The organism is Pseudoxanthomonas sp., from assembly GCF_027498035.1.
Classification (GTDB): domain Bacteria; phylum Pseudomonadota; class Gammaproteobacteria; order Xanthomonadales; family Xanthomonadaceae; genus Pseudoxanthomonas_A.
Genome location: NZ_CP114978.1, coordinates 2,664,826 through 2,682,188, shown reverse-complemented (window position 1 = coordinate 2,682,188; position 17,363 = coordinate 2,664,826). Strand labels below are relative to the sequence as shown.

Sequence of the window (17,363 nt, the reverse complement as noted above, 5' to 3'; positions counted from 1 at the left end):
AGGGTCAGGTCAGTAGCCGACGGTGAAGCGCTGGCGCGAATGGGCCGGGTGTTCCAGCTCATCCACCAGCGCCATCGCGTAGTCCTCGAAGGAGATCGCGCTAGTGCCTTCGGCGTTGAACAAGAGCTGCTCGCCGCCAAGCCGGAAGCGGCCGCTGCGCAGGCCCGGCACGAACAGCCGCGACGGCGACAGGAAGCTCCAGTCCAGGTCGCTGGCGCGCAGCTGGCGCAGGAAGTCCGCGCCCAGCCGAGCCTCGGGCACGACCTTGGGCGGGAAGTCCGGCCGGTCCATTTCCAGCATGCCCGGCCAGGCCTGCAGGCTGCCGGCGCCGCCGACCACCAGGTAGCGTGGCACACCGGCCTCGGCGACGGCCTGGATCAGCGTGGCCGCCGGCACCTGATGGAACTTGATCGCGCTGAGCGCGGCGTCGTGGCCGCGCAGCAGCACGGCCAGGGATGCGCCATCGCTGGCGTCGCCCTCCAGCAACGTCAGTTGCCTGGAGACGCGGCTGGCCAGTCTGGCCGGCCGGCGCATGATCGTACTGACCTGGTGGCCACGCGCCAGCAGCTCGTCGAGGATCCGCGAACCGGCGTTGCCGGTGGCACCCAGCAGCGCCACTTTCACTGCGCGGCGCCGAACAGGGTGCTGAAGCGGGCGAAGCCCGGGACGTGGGTGGAAGTGCCGCCGTCGACCACGATGTTCTGCCCGGTCATGTAGCGCGCCTCGTCGGAGGCGACGTAGGTCACCGCGTAGGCGATGTCGTCCGGCTCGCCCAGGTAGGGCGTGAGCGTTTCGCTTTCCACCGTTTCCAGCAGTGCCGGCGGCAGGTTGTCGCGCGCGGCCGGGGTCAGCACCAGGCCGGGCAGCACCGCGTTGCAGCGGATGCCGCGGCGGCCGTGGGAGGCGGCGATGGAGCGGGTCATCTGCAGGATCGCGGCCTTGGAGGCGCCATAGGCGGCCTGGATCACCTGGCCCTGCAGGCCCAGGTTGGAGGCGGTGTTGACGATCGAGCCGCCGCCCTGGGCCAGCATGTGCGGGATCGCCGCCTTGCAGCACAGCATGGTGCCGCGCACGTTGACCCGGAACACCCGGTCCCAGACCTCGATGTCCATGTCGGCGATGTTGCCGTCGCGCATGGTCAGCTGCGGGTCCTGGTCGGCGGCGTTGTTGTGCAGGATGTCCAGCCGGCCGTAGGTGGCGATGGCGTGGTCGACCATCGCCTGGATGCTGGCCGGATCGTTGAGGTCCAGGTGCACGGCCACGGCGCTGCCGCCAGCGGCGGTCACTTCGGCGGCGGCGCGCTCGGCGCCGGGCAGGTGGAGGTCGGCCAGCACCAGCCGCGCGCCGCGCTGGGCCATGACGCGGGCGGTGGCGCTGCCGATGCCGCCGCCGGCGCCAGTGATGATGGCGATCTTGCCTTTGAGGGTTTGCGAGTTCATGGGATCAGTGCGGAATGCCGATGTGGTGGGTGACGCCGCGGGCGCCGGTGCGGATGAAGTCCGGGTAGGAGGTCCCCATGGGAATCCCGTGGCCCTCAGGCCTGGCCCTTGCGGAATGGCAGCGAGGCCAGGAACGCCAGCTTGCGCATGCCCAGCAGCTTCAGGCCGGCGCGCGCGGAGTCGGCATCCAGGCGCGCTTCCATCGGCATGGTGCCGAAGCTCTTGCCCTTGATCACCAGCTCGTCGCCGATCCGATCCAGCGACTCGACCTGCATGAGTTCCTCGTCGGCCGGGCCGCGCAGCACCATGCCGCGGCGCTTGACTGCCGCCACCGTCTCGGCGGTGCCGGTGTCCTGGCGCACGCCGCCGGCGACGCTGCCGAAGTCCATGCCCAGTTCCTCGAACATCTTGATCGCGGTGGCGCGCCCGGCGCCGTAGACGCCGCCGCCCGGATGCTGGAATGGGCCGGCCAGGTACAGCCGCTCCACGCCCGGCACGGTGTACTGGCCCAGGTCCTGGGTCGGACGCGCGCCGGCGCTCTGGTGGAAGTAGGGCGCCACGCCGTGCAGGTCGCCGCGCATCATGCTGTTGGGCGAGCTGCGCTCCAGGTCGAGCGGGCTGACGATCTTGCGGGCGATGATGTTGTCGCTGTCCAGGTTCTTAACGAACTTGCGGTAGTGCTGCAACGACAGGTCGCCGATCTCTTCCTTGAACTCGTCCCAGTGCTGGCCGCTCCAGCGCTTGTCGGTCACCTGGTAGGGCGCGAAGGTGATGCCGTGGAACATGCCGGCGCCGGCCGGCACGCGGGTCTTGTCGCCGATGCTCTCATCGCCACCGGCGCACAGCCGGCGTTCGGTGATCAGGCCGCGCTTGAGGTCGTCGAAGTCGGCCAGCATCTCGTTGAGGTTGTCGGTGGCCATGAACTCCAGCATGGTCGCGTAGCCGACGTCCTCACCGGCGTAGTACTCGCAGTTCCGCTTCAGGTCGTAATGGCTGACCATGATCGAGAACGGCGCCAGCTGGGTGCGCTCGGCCTTCTTCAGCACCGGCTCGGGCACGCCTTCGACGAACTTGCGCACCACGTGCGGGTGGATCGCGCCGATCACCGCGTCCTTGGCCAGGATCTGCTCGCCGTCGGCCATCCGCACGCCGCTGGCGCGGCCGTCGCGGGTGAGGATCTGCGCCACCTCGGCGTTGCAACGCACTTCGCCGCCGTAGGACTCGATGCAGCGCACCAGCGATTCGGTCAGCTTGCCGCTGCCGCCGATCGGCTGCGACACGCCGTAGGTGTGGATGATGCCCGGCATCAGCAGCACGCCCATGCCGGTGCCCAGTTCGTTGGGGTGCTGCAGGTTCTCGCTGACCAGCCGCAGCAGGTGGATCTTGATCTTGTCCGATTCGTACAGGTCGTTGACCAGGCTCAGGCAGTCGCGGGTCATGTACTCCAGCATCAGCCGGCCTTCGTCGCTGCGGTCCAGCATGGCCACCAGTTCGCCCAGCGGCGGCGGCGGCGAGTACAGGCCGGGCATGAACACCTGCAGGATCTGCTGGCTGACCTTGACGAAGCCGCGATAGGTCTCGGCGTCCTTCGGCGACACCTTGGCGAAGCACTCGCAAGTCTTGTCCAGGTCCTTGTAGGTGTACAGCACCGACTGGTCGGGGAAGATCGTCGCGTGCGGCACGTGCGAGTAGTGGTACTTCAGCCCGTGCTGGGACAGCAGGCCCAGTTCGTCCTGGCGCAGCATCGGGTTGCCCTGGATCATGATGTGCACGCTGGAGTGCTCGTCATGCCAGTAGCCGGGGGTGTTGAGCTGCTGGGTGGACACGCCGCCGCCCGGATGGGACTTGCGTTCCAGCACCAGCACCTTCTTGCCGGCCTTGGCCAGGTAGGCGGCGGCGACCAGGCCATTGTGGCCGGCGCCCATCGCGACGATGTCGTAGTGGGTGTTCAAGATGGCTTCGCTACATGCATTCGATAATGAAGCCACTGTATTCAGCGCACCGCGGTGACGGCCAATCGTTTGTGGTGATTCTGGACATGGCCGATCGGAATGCGTTCAGCCATGCCCGCCGCCCAGCGCCGGAACCGCGTCGTCCTGCAGGTGCCGTGGCGCCGCTGGAACAGGTCCAGGAAGGGCAGATGCCCACGCCGGCCGTGCAGGCGCTCGGACGAACGACATCGGCGCGCGCGGGCGATGTCGGTCGCGATGGCCTTGCCCTGGCATCCGGCGCAATGCATCAGCGCGGACAATGGCTGCGATCACGAGAAGCCGCTTCCCAAGCCTGGGGCCGAGCGCCTAGCGTTAGCCGGTCCTCGCACTGTCCATGTCTCGAGCGGGGGGAGGGAAAGTCCATGATGAAACAAAGCGAAGACGCGCTCGGCGCGTTCGGGCAGGACGTGCCGGTGGCGGCCGTCCCGGCAGCGCAGGTGCGCAAGGTGCTGGTGATTGGCGGTGGCGTGGCTGGCATTGCCTGTGCGCTGCAGCTGCGCAAGCAGGGCCTGCATGTGCACCTGATCGATATCGACCTCAACTGGCGCGCCTATGGCGCAGGCTTGACCATCACCGGGCCGACCCTGCGCGCGCTGCGCACGGTGGGCGTGCTCGACGAGGTCGTCGCCCAGGGCGCGACCTGGAGCGGGGCGAAGATGCACGACCAGCAGGGCGCCTTGCTGACCGAGATGCCGATCCCGCCGCTGGACGATGGGCTGCCGGCGACCGGTGGCATCCTGCGCCCGGTGCTACACAAGATCCTGGCCGACAAGACCCTGGCGGCCGGCATCGAGGTGTCGCTGGGCGTGAGTCTGGTCGACCTGAGCCAGGACGAAGACGGCGTGCTGGCCTGGTTGAGCGATGGCCGACAGGAGCGTTACGACCTGGTGGTCGGCGCCGACGGGCTGTACTCGCAGACCCGCCAGCGTTTGTTCCCGGACGCACCCAAGCCGAACTTCACCGGCCAGGTGATCTTCCGCCTGCTGGCCGAGCGGCCGGAGGGCTTTGATCGCACCCATTTCTTCATGGGCGATGAGATCAAGCTGGGCTTCAACCCGGTCTCGCCGACTCACATGTACATGTTCCTGTTATATGCCGACCCGGAGAATCCGTGGCTGACAGTGGAGCAGCAGCGCGAGCGTCTGTACCAGAAGCTGGCCGGCTTCGGCAGCTTCGTGCCGCAGATCCGCGAGACGGTGCTGGGCAAGAACGCCGAGTCGGTCAACTACAAGCCACTGGAAGTGCAGTTGCTGCCGCCGCCGTGGCATCGCGGCCGGGTGGTGCTGATCGGCGACGCCGCGCATGCCACGACGCCGCATCTGGCCTCGGGCGCGGGCATGGCGATCGAGGACGGCATCGTGCTGGCCGAGGAGCTGGGCAAGGGCGGCACGCTGGAAGAGGCGCTGCAGCGCTTCACCGACCGGCGCTTCGACCGCTGCCGGCATGTGATCGAGAACTCGGTGAAGCTGGGTGAGCTGGAAATGCGCCATGGCTCGCCGCTGGAGCAGAGCCGGTTGATGTCCGAGGCCCTGCAGGTATTGCGATCGCCGATCTGAGGGGGATCGGCGCAACGCACGACAAAGGCGGCCATCAGGCCGCCTTTGTCGTGCCTGGATGCAATGCGTGCAAAGCCAAATCCAAAGCTTCCAGGGCACGGTCTTCGGAAGTAGACGCACCCCGGGCGGGTATTGTCTCCGTGTCTCGATAGCGAGTCCTGCTCTGACCAACTGAACAATCTGGAGCAAAGCCGCCTTGGTTAGGGGCGCGTCGAAGGCGCAGGGGATTGGGAGCTGGGTGCGCCGTTGCGAAGCGCACCGCGGCGTTCTTGCGCCAATGCGCAGGGACACGCGCAAAAGCGTGTCACCAGGCCGTGGCGCCGCCGTCCAGCCTGAAATCGGCGGCGGTCACCCAGCCGGCCTCGTCCGAGGCCAGGTAGGTGGCGCACCAGGCGATGTCGTCCGGCGTGCCCAGCCGGCCGATCATCATCTTGGCGGTCACCGCCTCGCGGAAGCCGGGTTCGTTGTCCAGGCGCGGCTGGGTCGCGCCGGTGACCACCAGCGCCGGCGAGATGGTATTGGCGCGGATCCGGTGCGGGCCGCCTTCCATCGCCAGCTGCCGGGTCATGGCCAGGACCGCGCCCTTGCCGGCGCAGTGGGCCAGCGCGCCGGACCCAGGCAGGGCCTGGTAGGCATTGGCCGAGGCGAAGTTGATGATCGCCCCGCCGCCGCGCTGCTGCATGTGCGGCCAGACCGCCTGGCAGGCGAGGAAGACCACGTCGATCTCGCCCGTCAGGGTGGTCTTCCACTGCGACTGGTAATCCATCGATTCGATGAATTCGAATGCTCCCCATGCCGCCGCATTCACCAGGATGTCGATGCCGCCGTGGCGCTGCAGCGTATGTGCGACCAGCGCCTGCACGTCTTCGGGCCGGGTCAGGTTGCATGGATGCACGCTGTCCAGAGACAGCCCGCGCTGGCTTGCTTCCTGGACCGTCGCCGCGGCGGCCACCGGGTCCAGGTCGCAGCCCACCACGGTGGCGCCCTCGGCCAGGAAGCGCAGCGCGCAGCCCTTGCCGATCCCGCTGCCGATCCCGGTCACGATTGCAATCTTTCCTTTCAGCCGATCCATGTCCGGTCTCGTGTATGCAATGAATTCCGCACGATAACCAGCGGAACGCCGCGGCAGAAATCGCGACTCGCGATTGCTGGCATTCAGCGCTCTTATTTCATCGCCTGGCGCGGCATGGGTTCGACTAAGGTTCCATTCCGGGGTTCGATGGCCAGTGCTAAAAGCGAGCAGGAAATCGCGTGGTTTTTTCTGTGCCGGAGATGAGTTCATGACGTTGCGCATGATTTTTTCAGGTGTCGATAGCTCGGTCCGGCATGGACTGGAAGCGGCGGCTGGATGGTTGTTCTCGCCGGACGAAGCCGCTGACGTGACGGCCAGTGAAAACGACACGGCCACCACCTCGGAGCAACGCCGACGCCAGGTGGGCATGACGGTCTGGAATTCCTGTTCGCTGGGTTGCGCGGCAGACAGCGACAGCTGATTCGAACCATCGCAGGCGCAGTCCTGCGCGCAGACGCGGGCGCTGCCACGCGCTGAGGACTCAGGCCCCAGGGCTTTGTCCAGGGAAGGCTGGGAGCTCCAAGCAATCCACTCCCGATCAGGACGGCGCGTTTTCTTCGCAGTCGTACTGAAGTTGCGCGCGCTCCGCTGCCATGGATGGCTTCCCGCCTGCAGGAGAGATCGATGTAGAGACCGCTCCCTATCCATGCCCCCAGCAGGTCGGACTTCAATGGATCGGGCTGGGCAGCGCAGGATTGTCGGGCACAAAAAACCCCCGATTCCTCGAGGGTTTTGGACTTTCCAGGGATGTCTGCTGGTGCGCCTGGAGGGATTCGAACCCCCGACCAATGGCTTCGGAAGCCACTACTCTATCCGGCTGAGCTACAGGCGCTTGGAACTGCAGTCCGTCGCGGCTGGGCCGGCGACAGCGCGGCATTATCACTGAAAGCGGCGCCCGAAGCGAACCGCCCCGGTGAGGCCTGCCTCCACCAGCGGGCTCCCAGCGCGCGGCGCCGCGGCCCCGTGCGCTCAGGTTGCCCAGTTCCGTGTGCTGGTGGCCGCCCTGCAACGGCACCATGTTTTCCTGTCTTGCCACGCGAGCCGCGGAAGACGTCCTTTGTGCTGGCCTCGCTGCGGCTGCTTGCCAGTTGTGCGTTGAAGCTGGAAAAGAAGGCCGTCTTCATCCCGGCCGCCTGCCTGTGCATTCCGTGGGCCACCCAGCAGCAGGTCAGGTTACCCAGCGAGCGGATCATGGCCCGGGTGGGTGCACGCCTGGCCGGGCATGACCATCCGGTCTCTCGTGTGGAATGGCGTTGGTGTGCCCAGGCAAAGGCCATGCCCGCGCCGTGACGGGCGCGTGGTGCTTTACCTGATCTCCAGCGGCGCGAAGCCTTTCACCAGGTCGTCGATCGCCTTGATCTGGGCCAGGAAGGGTTCGAGCGCATCCAGCGGCAGCGCGCTGGGTCCGTCGCAGCGTGCGTGGTCGGGGTCGGGGTGCGCTTCCAGGAACAGGCCGCCAATGCCCACCGCCATGCCGGCGCGTGCCAGTTCCAGCACCTGGCGGCGACGCCCACCGGAGGCTTCGGCGCCGGCATCGCGTCGCTGCAGGCTGTGGGTGACGTCGAAGATCACCGGCAGGCCGCCGGTGGATTCGGTCATCTCGCGGAAGCCCAGCATGTCCACCACCAGATTGTCGTAGCCGAACTGCGCGCCGCGCTCGCACAGGATGATGCGTTCGTTGCCGGTCTCGCGGATCTTGTGGACGATGTTCTTAATCTGGGTGGGGCTGAGGAACTGCGGTTTCTTGATGTTCACCGCGCGCCCGGTCCTGGCGATGGCGGCCACCAGGTCCGTCTGCCGGGCCAGGAAGGCGGGAATCTGCAGCACGTCCACGACCTCGGCCACCGGCGCGGCCTGCGCCACCTCATGGACGTCGGTGATCAGCGCGAGGCCCAGCTGGCGCTTCACTTCCTCGAAGATCCGGATGCCTTCGTCCAGGCCGACGCCGCGATAGGAATTGATCGAGGACCGGTTGGCCTTGTCGAACGAGGCCTTGAACACGTACGGGATCCCCAGCTTGTCGGTGACCCGCTTGTAGGTTTCGGCGGCGAACAGGGTGGAATCCAGGTCTTCCAGGACGTTGAGCCCGCCAAACAGGACGAACGGTGCGTCGTTGGCGACGCGGATCGCGTCGTTGACGGCAATGGCGAGAGGTTGGGTCGAGGCGGTCATGGCAGGGCTCGGAGGTTTGTCGGGGGCGCGCGGTACGTTGCAGCCTGCACATTCTAGTGATGTCCCGGCGCCGGCCTTCACCCGGTCACCGCCGCGCCCGGCCTGCTAACCTTTTGACGATGGGTTACGAACGATTCGATGCACCGGTGGTGCGGCCGCCCGGGCGGCTGGGCCAGTACTGGAAACTGATCCGTGGCGACAAGCCGATCGGGGTCCTGTTGCTGCTGTGGCCGACCTGGTGGGCGCTGTGGCTGGCCGCGGGCGGCATGCCGCCGTGGTGGACGCTGGTCGTGTTCACGCTGGGCGTGTGGCTGACCCGTTCGGCCGGGTGCGTGATCAATGATTACGCCGACCGCTGGCTGGATCCGAAGGTCGAACGCACCAGGGATCGGCCGCTGGCCGCCGGGCGGGTGTCGGGACGCGAGGCGCTGTGGGTGTTCGCGGTGCTGATGCTGGTGGCGTTCGCGCTGGTGTGGACGATGAACGGCCTGACCATCGCCCTGAGTGGTATCGCGGCGTTCCTGGCGGCGAGCTATCCGTACCTGAAGCGCTACACCTACCTGCCCCAGGTGTATCTGGGCCTGGCGTTCGGCTTCGGCATTCCGATGGCCTTCGCCGCGGTGCAGGGCACGGTGCCGCCGCTGGCCTGGTTGTTGTATGCGGCCAACATCCTGTGGGCGACCGCCTACGACACCTGGTACGCGATGGTCGACCGCGAGGACGACATCCGCGCCGGTTCAAAGTCCACCGCGATCCTGTTCGGCGACCTGGACCTGGTGATCCAGGGCGTGCTGTACGCGCTGACCTTCGCCACGCTGCTGCTGGTGGGGCACCGGGCCGGACTGGGCGCGGCCTACTGGGCCGGGCTGGGCGTGGGCGTGCTGCTGGTGGTCTACGAGTTCTTCCTCGCCCGCCATCGCGAGCGCGGGCCATGCTTCCGTGCGTTCCTGCACAACAACTGGGTTGGCGCGGCGGTGTTTGCGGGGATCGTGGCCGACCAGCTGCTGCGGTAACCCGGGCGATGGGGTGCTTCTCCTGGGGATCGGTGATATCCGCTTTCCACTCACTCCGTCCCGCTTCCCTGCGCGCGGGGAGCGATGGGGTGGAACCCGCATTGTCCTGACCCAAGACCAAGGTCCAGCAGACCGGTGCAGCCGGTGTTCCCACAATGCGGCGGACACCGCGCGGAGAGACCGGGAATGGCAACGACCAATGGAGAAGCCCGCCAGGGCCTGATGGCGCGGGCCGCGCTGCGCAGTGCAGCCTGGGCCGAGAAATGGTTCCCCGATGCATACGTGTTCGCGGTGCTGGGCGTGGTCATCGTCGCGCTCGCGGCCATGGCCGCCGGGGCGACGCCCAAGGCCACGGCCGAGGCGTTCGGTGGCGGCTTCTGGAGCCTAATTCCCTTCACCATGCAGATGGCCTTCGTGGTCATCGGTGGCTATGCGCTGGCGACCGCGCCGGTCGTGGCGCGCTTCATCGACCAGCTGGCCAGGGTGCCGCGCAGCGGGCGCGGGGCCATCGTCTATGTCGGCTTGGTCAGCATGCTGGCCTCGCTGCTGAGTTGGGGGTTTTCGCTGGTGTTCGGTGGATTGTTGGTGCGCGCGCTGGCCCGCCGCACCGAGCTGAAGATGGATTACCGCGCCGCCGGTGCGGCAGCCTATCTGGGCCTGGGTGCGGTCTGGGCGATGGGCTTGAGTTCGTCAGCCGCGCAGCTGCAGGCCAATCCGGCGTCCATGCCGCCGGGCCTGCTGGACATCACCGGCGTGCTGCCTTTCACCGAGACGATCTTCCTGTGGCAGTCGATCGTGCTGACCGCGGTGTTGATCGCCGTGTCGTTGCTGATCTGCTGGCTGACCGCGCCGACCGGCAAGGCCGCGCGCACCGTGGCCGACTTCGATGAAGCCGTTGCGACCGAGGCCAAGGCAGCGCTGCCGCCGCGCACCCGCCCGGGCGAGTGGCTGGAATACAGCCCGCTGCTGACCGTGCTGCTGTCGCTATTGGCCTTCGGCTGGCTGTTTTCTGAGTTCGCCAGCAAGCCGCTGGTCAGCGCGATCGCCAATCTCAACACCTACAACTTCCTGTTCCTGTCGCTGGGCCTGTTGTTGCACTGGCGGCCGCGCAGCTTCCTCAACGCGGTGGCCAGGGCGGTGCCCAGCACCACCGGCGTGCTGATCCAGTTCCCGCTGTACGGCGGTATCGCGATGATCCTCACCGGGGCCAAGGGCGCCGATGGCGACACCCTTGCGCACCATCTCTCGCAGCTGTTCGTGCACGTGGCCACGCAGGACACCTTCCCGGCGGTGATGGGCGTGTACTCGGCGGTGCTGGGTTTCTTCGTGCCGTCGGGCGGTGGCAAGTGGCTGATCGAAGCGCCCTACGTGATGCAGGCCGCCAACGAATTGCACGCGCACCTGGGCTGGGCGGTGCAGGTCTACAACGCAGCCGAGGCATTGCCCAACCTGATCAATCCGTTCTGGATGCTGCCGCTACTGGGCGTGCTTGGGCTGAAAGCGCGCGACATCGTTGGCTTCACCTTCATGCAGCTGCTGGTGCACATCCCGCTGGTGATCGGCCTGCTGTGGCTGCTGGGCCTGACCCTGCCATACGTGGCGCCGGTGATGCCGGCGGCGGGCGGCTGACCGAGGGAATGAGGTCGGGGCTCACGGAGCCCGCGCGCAGACCCAGGCATCCACGCGCTTCACCCCGGCGCGCAGCAACACCCGCGCGGCGGCGTGCAGGGTGGCGCCGGTGGTCATGACGTCGTCGAGCAGGGCGACATGCGCCGGCAAGGCGACGTCCGGACGAATCGCGAAGGCCTTGCGCAGGTTCCGTCGCCGCGCCGCGGCATCCAGTTCGGACTGCGGCGCGGTGTCGCGCTGGCGCAGCAGCACCGTGGTCAGCACCGGCACGTCCAGCCGACGTCCGACAGGCCGGGCCAGTTCCAGGGCCTGGTCATAGCCACGCTGGCGCAGGCGCGTGGCATGCAGCGGGACGGGTACGAGCGCATCCGGCCGGGTCGTCGTCGCCAGACCCTGGGCCATCACCTCGGCCAGCAGCCGCCCGGCGGCCAGGTCCTGGTGGAACTTGAAGCGCGGCACCAGCCGGTCCAGTGGAAAGCCGTAGACGAAGGCGGCCTGGGTCGCGGCCACCGGGGGCGGCGACTGCAGGCATTCCCCACAGAGATCGCCGTGCGGCGTGGGGAGCGCGCAGCGCGGGCAGGCGCTGTGGTTCCAGGGCAGGGCATCGGTGCAGGCACTGCAGAGATCCAGGCCGCCGGTACCGGGTTCGCTGCAGACCAGGCAGCGCGGCGCCAGCAGCAGCTGGCCGGCGCGTCGCAACCATCGGTCAACGTGTTTCGCATCCATGCGGTTGGCAGCCTTGCCCACGATCTCCAGACCCGTGGACTTTACCCTTGCGAGAGGCCGTGACAACGCTCCGTCCAAGCCGGTCGCATCGCCGCGTCACGGCGTGGCCATGCAGGGAACTTCGCCTTGTTCGCGCGGCTGTTCGCCGGGCCGCCACGGTGCGTGGCCAGCCTTCACCGACGGATGTTGGTCCCGGCGGTGCCGTCGAAGTGGCATCTGCGCGGACGCGCGGCGTGAAAAAGGCGGCCCGCCGGTCATCACCGACCAGTCCCACTGAATTACGCTAGCCGGCTTGGCACCCATCGCACAGGACGCTCCATGGCCCGCCCCGACCTCCACGACCGCATCGCGTCGCTGCGCAAGCTGCGGGTGGCTCAGGGCCGCGTCCTCGTGCGCCGAACCGTTACCCGGCGCGATGGCGTGCGGGTCGAAGTGGACGGCCGCTGGCTGGTCGAGTGCTGCAGCAACGACTACCTGGGCCTGTCGCAGCAGTTCCAGGTGACCACCGCACTGCAGGACGCGGCCGCGCGCGATGGCGTGGGCGCCGGTGCCTCGCACCTGGCCAGCGGGCACCATGCCGCGCATGCGGCGCTGGAACGGGAGATCGCCGAGTGGCTGCAGATGCCGGCCGCGCTGCTGTTCGGCAGCGGCTTCCTGGCCAACCTGGCCGTGCAGCAGGCGCTGCTGAGCGAAGAGGGCGACGCCTGCGTGCAGGACCGGCTCAACCACGCCAGCCTGCTGGATGCCTCGCGCCTGGCCGGCTGCCGGCTGCGCCGCTATCCGCACGGCGATGCCGAAGGCGCCATCCGCCAGCTGCGCAACGTGCCCGAGGGCGCGGCGATGCTGGCCACCGACGGCGTGTTCGGCCTGGACGGCGATGTCGCCCCGCTGCGCGCGCTGGCGCTGGTGGCGCGCGTCCAGAAGGCGCTGCTGTATGTGGACGACGCCCACGGCGTCGGCGTGCGTGGTCCCAACGGCCGCGGCAGCGTGGCCGAAGCGCGCCTGGGCGTGGAGGAAGCGCCGCTGCAGCTGGTCACCCTGGGCAAGGCGCTTGGTGGCTATGGCGCGGCGGTGGTCGGTGATGCCGCACTGATCCAGCACCTGGCCGAAACCGCGCGCCCCTATCTGCATACGACGGCGCTGCCGCCGGCGCTGGCCGCGGCCAGTAGCGAGGCGCTGCGCCAGGCGCGCCGCGACGACTGGCGCCGCGACAAGCTGGCCGGCCTGGTTGATCGCTTCCGCACCCGGGCCAGCGCCGCCGGGCTGGAGCTGATGGTGTCGGACACGCCGATCCAGCCGGTCCTATGCGGCGCCGATGCGCAGGCGCTGGCCTGGTCGGCCGCGTTGGAGGATGCCGGCTACTGGGTGCCGGCGATCCGCCCGCCGACCGTGCCCGAAGGCGGGGCGCGGCTGCGCGTGACCCTGTCGGCGCTGCATTCGCCGGAAGACATCGACGGTTTGGTCGATGCGCTGGTCCGCGCCCGCGAACCGCAGCAGCAGGCGGTCAGCCTGGCCTGATGCGCGGGCGCGTGAATCGATGGTTCGGCGCCGGCACGCGGCGCACATGAACGTGCAGATCGAGACGATTGGCAGCGGCCCACCGCTGGTGCTGGTCCACGGCTGGGCGCTGCACGGCGGCGTGTTCGGTGCGCTGGCCGAGCGGCTGTCGGACCGCTTCACCCTGTACGTCGTCGATCTGCCCGGCCACGGTGGCAGCCGCGACAGTGCGGTGCCGCTGGCCCTGCAGGCCTGCGTCGATGCGATCTGCGACGCCACCCCACCCGCTGCATGGCTGGGCTGGTCGCTGGGTGGCCTGTTCGCGTTGAAGGCGGCGGCGGTTTCAGGCCAGGTGCGCGCGCTGGCGATGGTGTCCTCGGTACCGCGTTTCAGTACCGCGCCGGACTGGCCGCAGGCGGTGGACCCGGCGGTGTTCGCCCAGTTCGGCGTGGCGTTGCAGCAGGACTATCGCGGCACGCTGGAGCGCTTCATCGCCCTGGATACGCTGGGCACGCAGCAGGGCCGTGCCGAACTGCAGGCGTTGCGCCAGATGCTCTACGCCCGCGGCGAACCCACCGCAGCCGCCTTGCAGGCCGGGCTTGGCCTGCTGGAACGCAGCGACCTGCGCCACACCCTGCCAGGGCTGGACGTGCCGTCGCTGTGGATTGCCGGCACCCGCGACCGGCTGGTGCACCCGCGCGGAATGGAAGCGGCCGCGGCGCTGACCCCGCAATCCGCATTCCTGGAAATTGCCGGTGGCGGCCATGCCCCGTTCCTGGGCCATCTGGATCAGGTGGAAGCGGCGTTGGTGCCGTTCCTGGACAAAGCGTTCCGCGCATCCTGACGCTTGCCGGTCGCCCCGGCGCGTGTGCTGGCGGACAATAGCGCCATGCCGATTTTCGATTCCCGCCACATCCGCCGCGCGTTCTCGCGTGCGGCCGGCACCTATGACGCCGCCGCCGCGCTCCACCACGAGGTGGAGAAGCGCCTGCTGGAATCCCTGGATTACCTGGAAGCCCGCGTGCCGCAGGTGGTGCTGGACGTGGGCAGCGGCCCGGCCACGGCCGCGGCCAGCATGCGCAAGCGCTGGCCCAAGGCGCAGGTGGTCGCGCTGGACGTGGCCCTGCCGATGCTGCGCGAGGCGAAGAAGCAGGCCGGCTGGTGGAAACCGTTCGCGCGCGTTGCCGCCGATGCGCGCGCGCTGCCGCTGGCCGACGACAGCGTCGACGTGCTGTTCTGCAACCTGTGCCTGCCATGGGTGGAAGACCTGCCGGCGGCGTTCGCCGGATTCCGCCGCGTGCTCAAGCCGGGTGGACTGCTGTTGTGCTCCACCTTTGGTCCGCAGACGCTGGTGGAACTGCGCGAGGCCTTTGCCGGTGATCCGGCGCCGCATGTCAGTCCGTTCGCGCAGATCGCCCAGTTCGGCGATGCGCTGATGATGTCCGGCTTCCGCGATCCGGTGCTGGACCGCGACCAGTTCACCCTGACCTATCCGGACCTGCCGGCGCTGATGCGCGAGTTGCGCCAGATCGGCGCGACCAATGCGCTGGCCAACCGCCGCGCCAGCCTGACCGGCAGGTCGCGCTTCGCCGCTGCCGCCCAGGCCTACGAGCCGATGCGCACCGCCGAAGGCCGGCTGCCCAGCACCTGGGAAGTCATGTACGCCCACGCCTGGGCGCCGGAAGCCGGTACGCCGATCCGCGAAGGCGGACACGATGTGGCGTCGGTGCCGCTGGCGCGCATTCCGATCCGTCGCCGCGGCAGCTGACGCGGCCGTCCGGCCTAGTGGCCGATGACGATCTGGCTGATCTGCATCACCGGCTCAAGATCGGTGTAGTTGGGAATGTCGCCGAGGATCTCCTGCGCATGTGGGCCGAAGCCGGCGCTGAAGCTGTCCACCGAGTCGCAGAAGATGTGGCACATGCCCACGTAAGCCGGATCGCTGCCAGGCATGCCGCCGGACAGGCCCTTGTCCACCGTGTAGTACAGGCAGGCCCCGCCCATGCGCGCCGCGACCAGCGGCATGTGGGTATTGGCGTAGTAATCGTGGTTGAACCGTGCGCCCGCCTTGAACGGATACATCACGCTGACCTTGACCATCGAAGACACTCCTTGAGGGGATGCGGCGCGGGGAGGCGCGAGCATCGCACGCCGGCCCGCAATGCCAGGCGTGCAGTGCAGCAGGGCCGGATCAGCCCGCCGAGACCTGCGCGATCCAGTCCTGCAGGTTGTAGTAGTTGCTGACCCGGGCGATCTGCTCGCCGCGGATCTCGAAGAACGCGCCGCCCGGCAGCACGTAGGTCTGGCCGGTGGCTTCGGGCAGGCCTTCATCGCTGTGGTGGTAGGTGCCGTGGACCACGTATTCGGCCGCCGCGCGCGCGCCATCGGGCGAGACCATCACCACGATGTCGCGCAGCTGTTCGCTGTAAGACGTGTCCATGCGCCGCATGAAGGCGGCGAAGGTATCGCGCCCGGTTTCGCGGGCGCCCTGGTTGAGATCGTGGGCGATGTCGTCGGTCAGCAGCGCCAGCATGGTGTCGCGGTCACCGCGATTGAAAGCCGCGTAATAGGCCAGCACCAGTTCGGTGGCGCGGTCCTGCCGGCGGGTACCGTCGATCTTCATGGGCATGTCTGGGAAGCGGGAGACCCGTGGATGATAGCGCTCGGCGCCGTCGGCCTCAGGCGGCTTCCGGGTCAGACCGCTTCCATGAACAGATCACGGTGGAAGAAGTACAGCTCCTGCAGGAAGAACCGCCAGCGCGTGCTGAAGGTGCGGAAGCGGCTGGTCGGTGTGGCCGAAGCCAGTGCGTCGATACCTTCCTCGCGTGCCAGGCGCATGGCGCGCGCCATGTGCAGCGGATCGCTGACGATGATCGCGGTATGCAAGCCGTTGGCCTGCATCAGCCGGGCGGCCTGCTGCAGGTTCTGGCGGGTGGTGCGCGAGACGGTTTCGATCAGGATCGCACCGGCCGGCACGCCGGCCCTGAGCGCATAGCGCCGACCAACCTGCGATTCAGCAAAGCGCGCGCCCGCGCCGCCGAAGCCGCCGGTGAAGAGCAGGCGCCTGGCCAGGCCGCGCTGGTACAGGTCGATGCCATGGCGCAGGCGCTCTTCGAACACCGGTGAAGGGCGCGCGTCGTAGGCAGCCGCGCCCAGCACGATGATGACATCGGCCGGCGCGGCCTGGTCACGCTGGCCGATCCAGACGATGTAGGCCGACACGCCGGCCAGCCACAGCAGGACGACGCAGGCCAGGCGCCAGCACCAGCCACCCAGGCCCCAGCGTCGACGGCGCCTGCTCAGGCGGCCATCCATGGCAATGCATCCAGATCCACGTTGCCGCCCGACAGCACGATGCCGATGCGCTTGCCGGCAAAGTCCTGCGGCCGCGCCAGGACCAGAGCCAGGGCAATGGACGAGGAGGGTTCCACGGTCTGCTTGGTCACCTGCCAGAGCAGGCGCATGGCGGCGAGGGTGTCCGCTTCGGACACGGTTGCCACCTGCACGTCCTGCTGGCGCAGCAGCTCGAAATTGGGCGCGCCGAGCGTGCCGCGCAGGCCGTCGCACACCGTATCGGGCGTGAAATCCAGCTGCAGGCTGCCGGCGGCCATCGAGCGTGCCGCATCGGCGGCGCCCTCCGGTTCGGCAAACCAGAGTTCGGCCTGCGGAGCTTTGGCGCGAACCGACAGGGCGGTGCCCGAGGCCAGGCCGCCGCCGCCGATCGGGGTGATGACCACGTCCAGCGGACCGGTTTCGGCAAGCAGTTCCAGCGCAGCGGTGCCCTGGCCGGCGATGACGTGGACGTTGGTGTACGGATGGATCAGGTGTGCGCCGGTGTCGGCCTGGACCTGGGCGCAGACCGCTTCGCGCGCGGCGATGGTCGGTGCGCACAGGTGCACGACCGCGCCGTTGCGGCGGATCCCGGCGAGCTTGGCTTCGATCGCGTTCTCGGGCACGACCACGTGGCAGGGAATGCCCCGGCTGCGCGCGGCCAATGCCAGCGCACCGCCGTGGTTGCCGGAGGAGTGGGTGACCACGCCCTTGGCGGCCTGGGTGTCATCCAGCGCCCAGACGGCGTTGCAGGCGCCGCGGAACTTGAACGCGCCGCTGCGCTGCAGGTGTTCGGCTTTCAGGAACAGCTGAGCACCGGCAAGCGCGTCGAGCGAGCGGGAGGTCAGGACCGGCGTGACGCGCGCGTGCGGCGCGATCCGGGCGGCGGCGTCGAGGACGTCGTCGAAACAGGGCAGGGCAGGCATGCGCTCAAGATT

General features: G+C 68.5%; 19 protein-coding genes and 1 tRNA gene. 8 read left to right on the top strand and 12 right to left on the bottom strand.

Annotation, left to right across the window (positions count from 1 at the left end):
• Positions 1–9: 9 nt before the first annotated feature.
• The 4 genes from O8I58_RS11655 to O8I58_RS11640 form a co-directional block, all read right to left on the bottom strand.
• Positions 10–624 carry an NAD(P)-dependent oxidoreductase gene (locus O8I58_RS11655; RefSeq protein WP_298316008.1) on the bottom strand — a complete coding sequence of 205 codons (615 nt, stop codon included), beginning with the start codon at positions 622–624 and terminating at the stop codon, positions 10–12.
• Entirely contained in the window at positions 621–1,439 is an 819-nt protein-coding gene (locus O8I58_RS11650) for an SDR family NAD(P)-dependent oxidoreductase (RefSeq protein WP_298316006.1), read from the bottom strand. The genes O8I58_RS11655 and O8I58_RS11650 overlap by 4 nt, the downstream gene beginning before the upstream one ends.
• A gap of 95 nt (positions 1,440–1,534) precedes the next feature.
• A complete protein-coding gene (locus O8I58_RS11645; RefSeq protein ID WP_298316003.1) occupies positions 1,535–3,391 on the bottom strand; it encodes a phytoene desaturase family protein in 1,857 nt (618 codons plus the stop codon).
• A gap of 41 nt (positions 3,392–3,432) precedes the next feature.
• Entirely contained in the window at positions 3,433–3,690 is a 258-nt protein-coding gene (locus tag O8I58_RS11640) for a hypothetical protein (RefSeq protein ID WP_298316000.1), read from the bottom strand.
• A gap of 102 nt (positions 3,691–3,792) precedes the next feature.
• Here O8I58_RS11640 and O8I58_RS11635 point away from each other — a divergent pair, with 102 nt between their 5' ends.
• The gene (locus O8I58_RS11635; RefSeq protein ID WP_298315997.1) at positions 3,793–4,986 is read left to right on the top strand and encodes an FAD-dependent oxidoreductase; all 1,194 of its coding nucleotides are present in this window, start codon (positions 3,793–3,795) and stop codon (positions 4,984–4,986) included.
• A 304-nt stretch (positions 4,987–5,290) separates the two neighbouring features.
• Here the strand turns inward: O8I58_RS11635 and O8I58_RS11630 are convergent, their stop codons facing one another.
• Positions 5,291–6,058 carry an SDR family NAD(P)-dependent oxidoreductase gene (locus O8I58_RS11630; protein WP_298315994.1) on the bottom strand — a complete coding sequence of 256 codons (768 nt, stop codon included), beginning with the start codon at positions 6,056–6,058 and terminating at the stop codon, positions 5,291–5,293.
• A gap of 208 nt (positions 6,059–6,266) precedes the next feature.
• Between O8I58_RS11630 and O8I58_RS11625 the strand changes: the two genes are divergently transcribed.
• The gene (locus tag O8I58_RS11625) at positions 6,267–6,479 is read left to right on the top strand and encodes a hypothetical protein (RefSeq protein WP_298315992.1); all 213 of its coding nucleotides are present in this window, start codon (positions 6,267–6,269) and stop codon (positions 6,477–6,479) included.
• A gap of 334 nt (positions 6,480–6,813) precedes the next feature.
• On the opposite strand, the gene O8I58_RS11620 is transcribed toward O8I58_RS11625, so the two are convergent.
• Positions 6,814–6,890 (bottom strand) — tRNA-Arg (locus O8I58_RS11620).
• 227 nt (positions 6,891–7,117) lie between these two features.
• On the opposite strand from O8I58_RS11620, the gene O8I58_RS11615 reads away from it, so the two are divergent.
• Positions 7,118–7,348, top strand: coding sequence for a hypothetical protein (locus O8I58_RS11615; RefSeq protein WP_298315989.1), 231 nt, complete (start codon positions 7,118–7,120; stop codon positions 7,346–7,348).
• A gap of 15 nt (positions 7,349–7,363) precedes the next feature.
• Here O8I58_RS11615 and kdsA read toward each other — a convergent pair whose 3' ends face one another.
• Positions 7,364–8,230 (bottom strand): 3-deoxy-8-phosphooctulonate synthase, encoded by an 867-nt coding sequence (gene kdsA, locus O8I58_RS11610; protein ID WP_298315986.1) that lies wholly within the window; start codon positions 8,228–8,230, stop codon positions 7,364–7,366.
• A gap of 119 nt (positions 8,231–8,349) precedes the next feature.
• On the opposite strand from kdsA, the gene ubiA reads away from it, so the two are divergent.
• Entirely contained in the window at positions 8,350–9,243 is an 894-nt protein-coding gene (gene ubiA / locus O8I58_RS11605; RefSeq protein WP_298315981.1) for a 4-hydroxybenzoate octaprenyltransferase, read from the top strand.
• A 186-nt stretch (positions 9,244–9,429) separates the two neighbouring features.
• Positions 9,430–10,872 (top strand): short-chain fatty acid transporter, encoded by a 1,443-nt coding sequence (locus O8I58_RS11600; protein ID WP_298315977.1) that lies wholly within the window; start codon positions 9,430–9,432, stop codon positions 10,870–10,872.
• 21 nt (positions 10,873–10,893) lie between these two features.
• Here O8I58_RS11600 and O8I58_RS11595 read toward each other — a convergent pair whose 3' ends face one another.
• Positions 10,894–11,598 carry a ComF family protein gene (locus O8I58_RS11595; RefSeq protein WP_298315974.1) on the bottom strand — a complete coding sequence of 235 codons (705 nt, stop codon included), beginning with the start codon at positions 11,596–11,598 and terminating at the stop codon, positions 10,894–10,896.
• A gap of 318 nt (positions 11,599–11,916) precedes the next feature.
• On the opposite strand from O8I58_RS11595, the gene bioF reads away from it, so the two are divergent.
• The 3 genes from bioF to bioC are packed head-to-tail and all read left to right on the top strand — an operon-like array spanning position 11,917 to position 14,863.
• Entirely contained in the window at positions 11,917–13,116 is a 1,200-nt protein-coding gene (gene bioF, locus O8I58_RS11590) for an 8-amino-7-oxononanoate synthase (protein WP_298315971.1), read from the top strand.
• A gap of 52 nt (positions 13,117–13,168) precedes the next feature.
• Positions 13,169–13,939: a pimeloyl-ACP methyl ester esterase BioH gene (gene bioH / locus O8I58_RS11585; protein WP_298322922.1), complete on the top strand. Its 771-nt coding sequence runs from the start codon at positions 13,169–13,171 to the stop codon at positions 13,937–13,939.
• A 45-nt stretch (positions 13,940–13,984) separates the two neighbouring features.
• On the top strand, positions 13,985–14,863 hold the full coding sequence (bioC, locus tag O8I58_RS11580; protein ID WP_298315968.1) for a malonyl-ACP O-methyltransferase BioC: 879 nt from the start codon (positions 13,985–13,987) through the stop codon (positions 14,861–14,863).
• Between the two features lie 14 nt (positions 14,864–14,877).
• Here bioC and O8I58_RS11575 read toward each other — a convergent pair whose 3' ends face one another.
• The 4 genes from O8I58_RS11575 to O8I58_RS11560 all read right to left on the bottom strand — a co-directional run bounded on the left by O8I58_RS11575 (position 14,878) and on the right by O8I58_RS11560 (position 17,351).
• Positions 14,878–15,195: an EthD family reductase gene (locus O8I58_RS11575; RefSeq protein WP_298315965.1), complete on the bottom strand. Its 318-nt coding sequence runs from the start codon at positions 15,193–15,195 to the stop codon at positions 14,878–14,880.
• A gap of 91 nt (positions 15,196–15,286) precedes the next feature.
• Positions 15,287–15,718, bottom strand: coding sequence for a ketosteroid isomerase-related protein (locus O8I58_RS11570; protein WP_298315962.1), 432 nt, complete (start codon positions 15,716–15,718; stop codon positions 15,287–15,289).
• A gap of 71 nt (positions 15,719–15,789) precedes the next feature.
• On the bottom strand, positions 15,790–16,410 hold the full coding sequence (locus O8I58_RS11565) for a YdcF family protein (protein WP_298315959.1): 621 nt from the start codon (positions 16,408–16,410) through the stop codon (positions 15,790–15,792).
• Positions 16,395–17,351: a pyridoxal-phosphate dependent enzyme gene (locus O8I58_RS11560; RefSeq protein WP_298315956.1), complete on the bottom strand. Its 957-nt coding sequence runs from the start codon at positions 17,349–17,351 to the stop codon at positions 16,395–16,397. Before O8I58_RS11560 ends, O8I58_RS11565 begins: the two co-directional genes overlap by 16 nt.
• Between the last annotated feature and the right edge of the window lie 12 nt (positions 17,352–17,363).